Source organism: Agarivorans sp., assembly GCF_050295395.1.
Classification (GTDB): domain Bacteria; phylum Pseudomonadota; class Gammaproteobacteria; order Enterobacterales; family Celerinatantimonadaceae; genus Agarivorans.
In genome coordinates this window covers 1-10,537 of record NZ_JBNKPP010000064.1, presented here as the reverse complement: position 1 = coordinate 10,537, position 10,537 = coordinate 1, and the positions used below count along the sequence as shown (strand labels likewise).

The 10,537-nt window shown below is 45.3% G+C and carries 9 protein-coding genes; 3 read left to right on the top strand and 6 right to left on the bottom strand.

Going from position 1 to position 10,537, the window contains the following annotated elements; translation table 11 throughout:
- The first annotated feature begins 138 nt into the window (after nucleotides 1–138).
- Nucleotides 139–1,461, top strand: a complete 1,323-nt coding sequence (gene tilS / locus ACQY6Q_RS03785) for a tRNA lysidine(34) synthetase TilS (protein ID WP_427978051.1) — start codon at nucleotides 139–141, stop codon at nucleotides 1,459–1,461.
- An 81-nt stretch (nucleotides 1,462–1,542) separates the two neighbouring features.
- Here the strand turns inward: tilS and ACQY6Q_RS03780 are convergent, their stop codons facing one another.
- The 6 genes from ACQY6Q_RS03780 to rcsF form a co-directional block, all read right to left on the bottom strand.
- Nucleotides 1,543–2,430: a GGDEF domain-containing protein gene (locus ACQY6Q_RS03780; protein WP_427978049.1), complete on the bottom strand. Its 888-nt coding sequence runs from the start codon at nucleotides 2,428–2,430 to the stop codon at nucleotides 1,543–1,545.
- An 81-nt stretch (nucleotides 2,431–2,511) separates the two neighbouring features.
- The gene (locus tag ACQY6Q_RS03775; protein WP_427978047.1) at nucleotides 2,512–3,657 is read right to left on the bottom strand and encodes a patatin-like phospholipase family protein; all 1,146 of its coding nucleotides are present in this window, start codon (nucleotides 3,655–3,657) and stop codon (nucleotides 2,512–2,514) included.
- A gap of 105 nt (nucleotides 3,658–3,762) precedes the next feature.
- On the bottom strand, nucleotides 3,763–5,463 hold the full coding sequence (locus ACQY6Q_RS03770; protein ID WP_427978045.1) for a proline--tRNA ligase: 1,701 nt from the start codon (nucleotides 5,461–5,463) through the stop codon (nucleotides 3,763–3,765).
- A 59-nt stretch (nucleotides 5,464–5,522) separates the two neighbouring features.
- A complete protein-coding gene (locus ACQY6Q_RS03765) occupies nucleotides 5,523–6,143 on the bottom strand; it encodes an acyltransferase (RefSeq protein ID WP_427978043.1) in 621 nt (206 codons plus the stop codon).
- On the bottom strand, nucleotides 6,127–6,852 hold the full coding sequence (gene tsaA / locus ACQY6Q_RS03760) for a tRNA (N6-threonylcarbamoyladenosine(37)-N6)-methyltransferase TrmO (RefSeq protein ID WP_427978041.1): 726 nt from the start codon (nucleotides 6,850–6,852) through the stop codon (nucleotides 6,127–6,129). Before tsaA ends, ACQY6Q_RS03765 begins: the two co-directional genes overlap by 17 nt.
- Entirely contained in the window at nucleotides 6,852–7,223 is a 372-nt protein-coding gene (gene rcsF, locus ACQY6Q_RS03755) for an Rcs stress response system protein RcsF (RefSeq protein ID WP_427978039.1), read from the bottom strand. The genes tsaA and rcsF overlap by 1 nt, the downstream gene beginning before the upstream one ends.
- A gap of 437 nt (nucleotides 7,224–7,660) precedes the next feature.
- Here rcsF and ACQY6Q_RS03750 point away from each other — a divergent pair, with 437 nt between their 5' ends.
- Complete coding sequence (locus tag ACQY6Q_RS03750) at nucleotides 7,661–9,661, top strand: HAMP domain-containing methyl-accepting chemotaxis protein (RefSeq protein ID WP_427978037.1); 2,001 nt, start codon at nucleotides 7,661–7,663, stop codon at nucleotides 9,659–9,661.
- A gap of 38 nt (nucleotides 9,662–9,699) precedes the next feature.
- A complete protein-coding gene (gene gmhB / locus ACQY6Q_RS03745) occupies nucleotides 9,700–10,254 on the top strand; it encodes a D-glycero-beta-D-manno-heptose 1,7-bisphosphate 7-phosphatase (protein ID WP_427978035.1) in 555 nt (184 codons plus the stop codon).
- The last annotated feature ends 283 nt before the right edge of the window (nucleotides 10,255–10,537 follow it).

Genomic DNA, 10,537 nt, shown 5'->3' with positions numbered 1-10,537 from the left:
GCTAAGCGTTTTAGATATTGATACTTTACTTGAGCAACGTTACCAGCGTCTGATGTCGTACGGTTACTGCTAAATCCGACTAAGCGGATCAACAAAGGCATTGGTAAATCCAATGCCTTTATTGTAACGAGGTTAATATTGTCTTTATTATCTCGCTTCTCTCAAGCTATTGAGCTGCTCCCTTCTGCTACTACTCGCTTAGTTATTGCTTATAGCGGCGGTTTAGACTCTCGTGTGTTACTGCAATTAAGCAAAGAGTACGTAGAAAAACATCCTCGATTCACTCTTCAGGCTATCCATGTGCATCACGGCTTACAAAAATCTGCCGATGCTTGGCTTGAGCATTGCCAGCAACAGGCTGAGTTATTAGCTATTCCCTTTGTTGCAGAAAAGCTTGATATAGCGCTTAAGTCGCGCCAGAGTTTGGAAGCGGTAGCCAGAGAGCAGCGTTACGCAGCTTTGGCCAAATATATCGATAGTGACCATTGTTTGCTGACTGGCCACCATGCAGATGATCAGTTTGAAACTTTCATGTTGGCATTAAAGCGTGGTAGTGGTTTGCAGGGCTTAGCCGCCATGCCACAAAGTCGTGTTTTCTCTCAGGGCATACTGTTACGGCCATTGCTGCAATCAACCCGAGCAGAACTTGAAGCTTATGCCAAGCAATTTAAGCTGTCTTGGATAGACGATCCTAGCAATTTATCTTTGGATTTCGACCGCAATTTTTTGCGGCATCAAATTCTCCCTGAATTAACTCAGCGCTGGCCACAGTGGTTAACGACTAGTCAACGTAGCGTGCAGCTATTGCAAGAGGCCGTAAGCTTACATGATGAATTAGCAGAACTTGACTATCGGCAGGTCGCTCGCCAGCAAGGGCTAAGTTTAAGTGAGTTACAGGGCTTATCTCTAGTGCGTCAAAAAAATCTGATCCGCTATTGGTTTGCCCAACAAGCTTGGGCCTATCCAAGCCATGCTCAGCTTCAGCAAATATTGCAGCAAAGCCAAGCAAAGTCCGATGCAAAAGTCGCAATGGCTTTTCCTGAGGGTGAATTGCGGCGCTATAAAGAGGTACTTTATTTGGTGGATAGGCGAGCATTACAATGCTCTTGCCAAGAAGAGGTTTGGCCTTGGCAAACTCAAAACCGTTTGCACTTAGCCAACGGAAGTCGTCTTAGCTGGCAGAAGGGAGGGAATTTACTACCACCCAGCCCCATGCAGCAGGTAAGGGTGAAATTTCGCGATCAACTAGAACAAAAAGACTTCGCCGCTTTTGGTCGGCTAGGGCGGCGTAGTATTAAGAAGCTATTGCAAGAGAGCGAATTGGAACCCTGGCACAGAGCGCGGATCCCCTTTGTATTTTACGATGATACATTAGTCGCCATTGGCGACTACTATGTGCAACGCGAGTTTCATTGCGCGGCATCACAAGGACTTAAGCTAGCTTGGTCGCCAACTGTTTAGCGTAGGGTTGTTATGATGAAACCTTAGTGGCAATTGGCGATTATGTGCAACGTGAGCATTATAGCTTTACCCTGCAAGGGCTTAAGCTAGTTTAGTTGCCTGTTTGTTAGCGTACATATTCTGGTCGGCTAATTGAATTAAATGCTCACTGTTACAGCCGGGCTTCCATTGACTAAAACCAATGCTGGCTGAGATATCATATTGTGCCAACAGGGGCGATTTGCTTAAACGTTGTTGTAGGCGCTGAATCACCTTCTGTGCCGAAAGTTCGGAAGCAGGGCGTAGTAGCATAGCAAATTCATCTCCACCTACACGAAAGGCCTGATCGCCGCTTCTAATCACCGCTTTAAGAATATTGGCAAAACCTATCAGCACTTGGTCACCCACCGGATGACCGAGTTTGTCATTTATTTGCTTAAATTTATTCAGATCTAACAACATTAAAATTAAGCCACCTTGTTGTTGATTCTGGCGCATTTGCTGCTCGATAGAAGTATGCAATGACTCATCGAAGTGGGCGCGGTTACCAATTCCGGTTAAATAATCATTCCGAACCCGCTCTTGCAGGCGAGCTAGTTGTAGCGCGTGTTTTAGCGGCGACTGTAATAGCTTACTGAGTTGCCGTAGCTGATGAATTTCATGGCGACGAAAAGGCGTATCGCGAGTAAATGTTAGACTCGCTATGCTCATATTTCGATGGCTTAAACTAAAGCTTCGATAGTAACGCTGACCTTCAAATAAACATATTTCTCTTTGTAGCTCATTACTTACTAGGCGTAGTGCGGAAAATTCGACGTAGCTACTTGCCGTAGCGGCAAAGTTTTGCAGTAATTCGTCCAATTGAAGACTGTCTTGTAAGGCCTCCAGAATACTTAGCCTCTGGCTTGGATTAAGTTCTAGCTCACTATGGAAATGCTTTATTTTTCCATGAGTTATAACGTTATCTTGGGCTAATTGTAATGAATCCATATAGACTTTACTCGCTATTTAAAACTTGTACCTAGCGTCAAATAAGCTTGACATTACAAGCTAAAGCAAATTTCGTGCCGATTATTCTTGTATAAAAGTCAATATTTTGTCAATTTGCTCCAAGGTGTCGCGATATCCCTCCCTTATCAAATAGTTGGTGTAATCTCGCTCAAACATTAGAAAGCTGGTGATGGCTGAGGGTTTGTCTTTTTTAATGCCTAAGGTGGTCAGCATTAAGCGAACACTTAAGGGTAGTTGTTGGTAATGGTCGTGAGCGACTTGCTCAAAATCGATTTGCGGTTTGATGCTTAAGGAGGATATAGGGCGAAGCTCTAATTGCTGCCGTTGTTTTGGGCTGAGTAACTCGATGGTTTTATTGATGCGTTGGAGTCGTTCTAAATCCGAATTAAGGGTATCCGAAAATACTGAATCTAGTAGGTGACCTGCGATGGCGGCACTATTGGGGGGAGGGCAGTCCATACTGTTATGCAGCCTGCGTGGTTGTTCGAGATGAATGGCCAAAATTTTATCGGCGCCGAGGTGGATCGCTGGACTCAAAGGGCATAGCTGGTGAATCGAACCGTCACCATAATAATCCTGACCAACCCGAGCAGCGGGAAATATTAACGGAATCGCGGTAGAGGCCAGTAGATGGGTGGTATGAATTTGAGTTTTTTGTCCTTGCCGTCGGGCGCGCTGCCAGTTTTGCTGTTGTTGTTTGGCTTGAAAAAAAGACAGAGATTGGCCATTTTGGTAGTTGGAGGCAGTAACCGATAAGGCATGTAGGCTTCCTCGAGCGATGTTTTGATCGATCCTTTTATAACTTAGGTAGCGATTTAATAATTGCTGTAGTGGCTCGTTATTCAGTAAGGAAAATCCTTGTTGCTGGCTATAATCGGCGTGCATGCTTTTAAACAGCATGCTGCTAAGTTGTTTGCTTATGGCTAAGCCATCGGTACGAAATACTTGGTGACAATGAAAGTTGCGCCAGATGTAATCTAGTTTTTTTACCCCTAACCTAAAGCAAGAGGCGTAAACCGCTAGGGCTGTGGCATTAATGGCGCCAGCAGAGGTGCCGCAGATAATTGAAAAGGGGCTAGCGTGGTTACGCGGGTATTGTTCGGCTATCGCCTTTAACGCGCCCACTTGATAAGCCGCGCGAGCGCCGCCCCCGGTAAGTACCAGAGCGACTTTGGGTTTGTTTTTGGGTTTGCGGGGTTGCTTCATAATATTATGTTAGCACAGCAAAATTTAGACTTTCTTAGCTCGCTCACACATCTATAAAACAAAAAAAGCTGGCCTAAGCCAGCTTTTGGGTAATCGTTAATAGATTTAGAATTGTTCGAAGACTTTGTCGATTTCAACTTCGACTTTTTCGCCGCTACGACGATTTTTGTATTCGATAACCCCTTTATCTAAGCTACGGTCACCAATCACGATTACGTGAGGAATACCAATAAGCTCGATGTCGGCAAACATCACTCCTGGACGCTCTTTCCTATCATCAAACAATACGTCAATACCACGTTGTTTGGCTTCTTCATAAAGTTTATTGGCCACTTCTTGTACGCGGTGAGATTTGTGCATGTTCATCGGAACAATAGCAAGCGTGAACGGAGCGATAGCATCAGGCCAAATAATCCCGTAGTCGTCGTTGTTTTGCTCGATGGCCGCCGCAACGATACGAGATACACCTACACCATAGCAGCCCATGGTTAAGGTTTGGTTTTTGCCTTGCTCGTTAAGTACCGAGGCGTTCATTGATTCAGCGTAGCTTTCGCCTAGCTGGAAAATATGCCCCACTTCGATACCGCGTTTGATTGCTAACGTACCTGAACCACAAGGGCTAGGGTCGCCTTCAACTACGTTACGTAAGTCGGCTACTTCGCCTAAGGCCACATCGCGTTCCCAGTTAATACCAAACCAGTGTTTGTCGTCGATGTTGGCACCTGCGCCAAAATCACTACAATGTGCTGCTGCGCGATCAACAATCACCGGCATGGGTAGATTTACCGGGCCTAATGAACCTGGGCCTGCACCCACGGCATCACGGATTTCTTGTTCGCTGGCAAACTCGAGAGGGCTAGCTACTTGCGGTAGTTTTTCCGCTTTAATTTCGTTAAGTTCGTGGTCGCCACGTAAAATGAGGGCAATAAGGGTATGCTCTGATTCTTCGCTGGCTTTAACAATCAAGGTTTTAACGGTTTGTTCAATCTTCAGTTCAAACTGCTCAACCAGCTCGGCAATGGTTTTTGCATTAGGCGTATCAACTTGCTGCATTTCTTGAGTTGGGGCCGCGCGCTCACCCGCTGGTGCTAGGGCTTCGGCTTTTTCAATATTGGCGGCGTAGTCACTGGCATCAGAGAATACGATGGCATCTTCACCAGACTCAGCTAATACGTGGAACTCATGAGAGTGACTGCCGCCGATGCTGCCAGTGTCGGCAAGCACAGGACGATATTCCAAACCTAGGCGTTCAAATATACGGCAGTAGGCGGCGTACATTTCATCGTAGGTTTCTTGTAAACACTCTTGAGATAAGTGGAAAGAATAAGCGTCTTTCATTAAAAACTCGCGTGAGCGCATTACCCCAAAACGTGGGCGAACTTCGTCACGGAATTTAGTTTGGATTTGATAAAGGTTTAGAGGCAATTGCTTATAGCTATTGACTTCTTTACGTACTAGTTCGGTGACCACTTCTTCGTGAGTGGGGCCGAGTACAAAATCACGCGAGTGACGGTCTTTAAAGCGTAGCAGCTCTGGGCCGAATTTATCCCAACGGCCAGTTTCATGCCATAAGTCGCTAGGTTGAACCACTGGCATGCTAATTTCAATTGAACCAGAGTTATTCATCTCTTCACGAACAATCTGTTCAACTTTAGATAGAACTCTGAGTCCGTTGGGTAGCCAAGTATATAAACCTGAAGCAAGTTTTCTGATCATTCCCGCGCGCAGCATCAACTGATGAGAGACGATCTCTGCATCGCTGGGGGTTTCTTTCTGAGTTGCCAGAAGATATTTGCTAGAACGCATATCTATCCTTTCTATTAGCGATTAAATTGCGGCGATTGTAGCAGGCTAGATAAACTCTGTCAGGCCTTGTCGCGCCTGTCGCCAATGATTTTTGCGGGGTTCCCTGCAACGATGGCCCATTTCGGTACATCTTTGGTCACTATCGCGCCCATTCCTACTACTGCATGGTCAGCAATTTTCACCCCATCTACCACACATACATTAGCGCCTAGCCATACATCTTGACCAATTTCTATGCCTTTAGACTGGCTGTTTTGTCGCCAGATGTCTTGCTCTGGTGCCATGCCATGATTGAAGGCGTAAATTTTCACCCCATTGGCTAGGCGACTATTATTGCCGATAGTTACACCGTTTCTTCCACCATCAATTGAGCAATTATGATTGATGGCAACATTTTCTCCGATCTGCAACGGCCCATGTAAAAAGCTTTGTGCAGCAACAAAGGAGCCAGCGCCAATGCTAATTAAGCGCCCGGGCTCGGCAAAAATATTAGCCTCAGGTGCGATAAAGCAATTTTCAGCAATCTCCACCGTTTCTAAAGCTTGCAGTCGTTGCTGAATGGCGTTTTGCCAAGGCAACGCCCATTGCAGCTGTTTCGGTTTTAGCTTGTAGTAAAGCCAAGGCATCCAAGCTAGCCGCTGCTTATGTTGTTGCTGGTAGTCTTCAGGGTTGAGCTGCATGGCTTATCGCAACTATTTCAATAAAGGGGATTTGCTGTTGGTCAAGCTTAATTCGCCAGCGAATATTAAAGTGATACAGTGCAACGCCGTATTCTTTATTGTCTTGTTGCTGTTGTTTGTAGGCAGGACGAGGGTCTTGGGCTAGTACTTGATTAATTACGCCGTATTGCGGTTCACTTAGTTTTAGCATCAGCGCTTGTTGGCTGGCTTGCTCAGACCAAAATACCGCTAATTGGGACTGCGGAGCGCTTTGAGCATAACCGGCATTGGCATGACTCACACTATCTGCGTAGGGCAAGTAAGGTTTAATATCATAAATTGGCGTGCCATTAACTAGATCGCCGCCTTTAAATTGCAAAACAGGTTGGCCAGAATTACGTTCAACTCGGCTCAGTTCCATTAATGATAAGCCCAGATGGTTAGGACGAAAGCTCGAGCGAGAAGCCAAAACCCCAACTTTTTTATTACCGCCTAGGCGCGGCGGTCTTACCTTGGGCTTCCATCCTGCCTTGATATTTTGATGAAAGGCAAAGATCAACCAGAAATGGCTGAATTGCTCAATTTCGTCAAGCATTTCTGGTTGATTAAATGGCGCTACAAATTCCACACTGCTAGTGGTCGCGGTGACTAAGCTAGGCTGTCTTGGCACCGAAAACTTTTGTTGATAGGGCGAGCGAATATAGCCTATTGGTTCTAAAGTGTGTTGCATTATTGTTCTATCTGGTAGGCCTTGCCAAAGCAGCTCAACATGGCGATACAGCCTTGTGGCTCTGCAATGTCATAGCATTGTTGAATAACTACAGCATTGGCGCCTAGTTCTGCTGCTTGCTCGCGCAGTTGGTTACGTGCGTCTACCGCTTGCGGTGGCGCTTGGTTGGCTTTTTCTTGACAACTAATGCCTTCTACTACCGCCAAATATTGGTGAGGGTGCTGAGCAATATATTGTTCAGTGACGACTTCTACCTCGGTGGCTGGTAAATAGTTTTCAAAATTTTCTTTATCAAGATTACTGTTAAATTGGTAATGGCCACTACAGCCAGCTAAGGCTAGGCAGAGGGCGATAATTGAAAGCTGGCGCATAAGTATTCCAAAAAATTATTGCTTATCACAGCAGTGTTAGCCGCCAGTATACCACTAGTTGCTTAAGCATGCGGTAGCCCCAAAAAGTGAATTTCCTGTTGTTTTCTGTTACGCCTTTCATCAATGGTGCTTCAGAGTCTTAAGTCATTAAAATAAATTCGCCTCTATAACACCCATCTATCTAAGTTGTTTAATTTGGGTTTACAGTGGCTTTAAATCAATGAGTTATATTTGGCTGGTGTATTGTGTTGATGTATTTTTGAGCTATTTAATTTGGTATTTTACTATTTTATCAATTAAAAAGTCTGGAACTTCTCGTTGTGGTGCGTTTATATTCTGGCCTAGGTTGGGTCTATTAGCCGGATGCTAATTATTTCTTCGGGTGAGTCGAAATGCCAAATATCGATTAACCCGGTATCAGATATAAGGGAATTGTTTTGTCTATTTTTCATAAGCTAATGTCAGCATTTGGCTTTGTCGTATTGTTAATGTTTTTGTCTGCTGTTGTTGTGTTTGTGCGGCTAGAAAAAATCAGTGAAAAAGAGCGGCAAGTCGTTGAAGTTAGCTTGCCTGTGGTGGCGCAAAGTAAAGAGATTGAACGTCATATTCAGCAATCTTTAAGTGCGCTAAGGGCCTATCTCATCCACGGTGCATCGGCCCAACGAGCCGAACACTTTCAGACTATCTTCGAACAGGCATGGCTCAATATCGAAGATAGCGTGGCTAAGATCCAAAGTTTTAGTCAAATTCAGGTGCCAGAATCCACATTGCAAGCCTTTAAGCAGTTAAAAAACCTACAACAAGAAATTCTCGAAATATCCCAAAGTGAAGATAACCTGCCAGCGCATGCATTGCTGTTATTTGATATAGCTCCTTTAGCTGAGGAAGCAATGAATCAAGTATCGAGCGCGGTGGCGGAAGAAGTATCCCTGCCGGGCCTTTATAGCCCTAAAAAAAGAGTGCGCTTGCTGGCCAACATGGGTGAGGCTCGCAATGAGCTAGCCAATGCCTTAACCAGCTTGCGTAGCTTCATTATTAACGGTGATAGTTATGAACAACAACGCTATTACGACTACTTTTCTCGGCATCACCAATTAGTCGACGAGGTGGAAAAGATCAGCGACTTGTTTACCGAAGAACAAGCGCGGCTATGGCAACAATTTGTCGAAATGGTGGATATTTTTTCCCCCTTAGTCGATGAATTGTTTGTGATGCGAGCGGCGCAGGATTGGAATGTTGCCAATTACCGTATGGCTAATGAAGTGATCCCGCTGGTGGCCGATATTGAAGCTCAGCTAGCCGAATTTAACTTGCTGCAGCAACGCCGCCTCGATGAGCATCAATCTGAATTGGCCAAATTGGGCCAGCAAATTGTCGTGATGATTTTTTCCGGCGCTTTAGGGGCTGCTTTATTAGGTGGCTTGGTGGTGTTTTTTATTACTCGGCAGATCAAAAACAATATGAATGCGCTTAGTCAACGTGCCGCTTTGATTGCTAGTGGGGACTTGTCGCAACCAGCTTTGAGGCTGCGCTCAAAAGATGAAATTGGCCAATTAACTCATTCAGTGAATATGATGGCCGAGCAACTCAAACTGTTGATTGCTGAAGTCAATGGCACAGCTACTGAACTTGATCAAAATAGTCAATTTGTTGTTTCCAAAAATACCCATATTGGTAGCGCGCTTGATGAGCAGCGTTTAAAAGTGGATTCCGCTGCAACTGCGATAGAACAAATGTCGGTAGTGGCTCACGAGATTGCGGGCAATACTTCACAAGCGGCTGAGCATGCTAAAGAGTGTGCGGTACTGGCGAGTCAGGGTGGTGAGGTCGTCAATCAAACCATCGCTATCATGCAGCAAATTGAAAATTCAGTAACAACCAGCAATCAGCGTATTGCCGAGCTTAATTTAGCCGGAGAAGAAGTGGAAAAGATCACCGATGTGATTGCTGGAGTGGCAGAGCAGACTAATTTATTAGCTTTAAATGCCGCGATTGAAGCAGCTAGAGCGGGAGAACAGGGCAGAGGGTTTGCCGTAGTTGCCGACGAGGTACGCAATCTTGCCAGCCGAACTAGTGAGTCTACCGAGGAGATTGCTAAAATTATCGAGCAAATCCGCAGCTTAACCGGAGGAGCGAAACAGAGCATGGACCAAAGCAGCGAGTTAGTATCAAACGGACGCGAAGTGGTTAATCAAGCCGGTCATGCCTTACACCAAGTGATGGATACAACTCAAGGCGTGACGGAAATGGTAACAGCCATTGCTACCGCTACTGAACAACAGTCGGCAGTGGCGGTCGAGGTGGCTTCAACTTTGGAGAGCATTTCTTTAATCGCTAAAGATTCAGTGATTGAAGCAGAGTCTAGCGTTGCAACGGCTCTATCACTGGAGCAAAAATCTGAGCAACTCAAACAACAAATTCAGCGTTTTGTATTGTAGAATAGCGTTTCATTGAAACGTTAACTGAAGAATAGAACATGAAACAGGCGGCAATTTTCCTCGATAGAGACGGCGTTATTAATCATGACCGCGGCTATGTTAGCCAGATTGATGACTTTGAATTTATTGATGGAGCCATTGAGGCGATGCAGCAGCTTAAAAAGGCGGGTTGGTTGTTGGTGGTTGTGACCAATCAAGCGGGAATTGCGCGAGGCTATTTCACTGAGGAACAATTTCTCAGTTTAACCGAGTGGATGGATTGGTCTTTGGCTGACCGAGGTGTCGATTTAGATGGCATCTACTATTGTCCGCACCATAGCGATTATGGGGACGAGAATTATCGTCAAGACTGCCAGTGTCGTAAGCCCAAGCCAGGAATGTTATTCGATGCCGCAGAAGAGCTAAATATCGACCTCGCTAACTCGTGGTTTGTAGGAGATAAAGAGTCAGACATGCTGGCGGCTAAAAATGCAGGGGTGATGAATCGCATCTTGGTCGAAGGACAATATTCAGTGAATGAAGAAACTAAAAATCAGGTTCGTGCCTGTGTTGCTTCGTTGAAAGAAGCTGCCACCTTTATTGCAAACGCATAGTTTGTTGCCTTAGTTTTTGTGCGATTTCTAGCTTATTCAACGCTTAGCTTGATTCTTTTTGAACGTTTTGTACGGAATTTGAGCAAACAGTGATTGGGTTTGGCATTTCTTGCAAAAAACGCTTGCGCCCAAAGATTCGATGCCTATAATGCACCTCCACTGACACGGCACACAGCGCTGCAGAGCAACGTTGATGCAAGTCAGGGCTAGCAAGGCCTAGGGCTGAGTTGGCGACTTTCAAACGGGTTTTTAAAATGTTTTAAAAAAGCGGTTGACAGTCACA

What these genes read in the sequence shown, in the direction of transcription:
- ACQY6Q_RS03780 (WP_427978049.1), bottom strand. Translation starts at nt 2,430, where the DNA reads ATGGATTCATTACAATTAGCCCAAGATAACGTTATAACTCATGGAAAA.
- ACQY6Q_RS03775 (WP_427978047.1), bottom strand. Translation starts at nt 3,657, where the DNA reads ATGAAGCAACCCCGCAAACCCAAAAACAAACCCAAAGTCGCTCTGGTA.
- ACQY6Q_RS03770 (WP_427978045.1), bottom strand. Translation starts at nt 5,463, where the DNA reads ATGCGTTCTAGCAAATATCTTCTGGCAACTCAGAAAGAAACCCCCAGC.
- ACQY6Q_RS03765 (WP_427978043.1), bottom strand. Translation starts at nt 6,143, where the DNA reads ATGCAGCTCAACCCTGAAGACTACCAGCAACAACATAAGCAGCGGCTA.
- tsaA (WP_427978041.1), bottom strand. Translation starts at nt 6,852, where the DNA reads ATGCAACACACTTTAGAACCAATAGGCTATATTCGCTCGCCCTATCAA.
- rcsF (WP_427978039.1), bottom strand. Translation starts at nt 7,223, where the DNA reads ATGCGCCAGCTTTCAATTATCGCCCTCTGCCTAGCCTTAGCTGGCTGT.
- gmhB (WP_427978035.1), top strand. Translation starts at nt 9,700, where the DNA reads ATGAAACAGGCGGCAATTTTCCTCGATAGAGACGGCGTTATTAATCAT.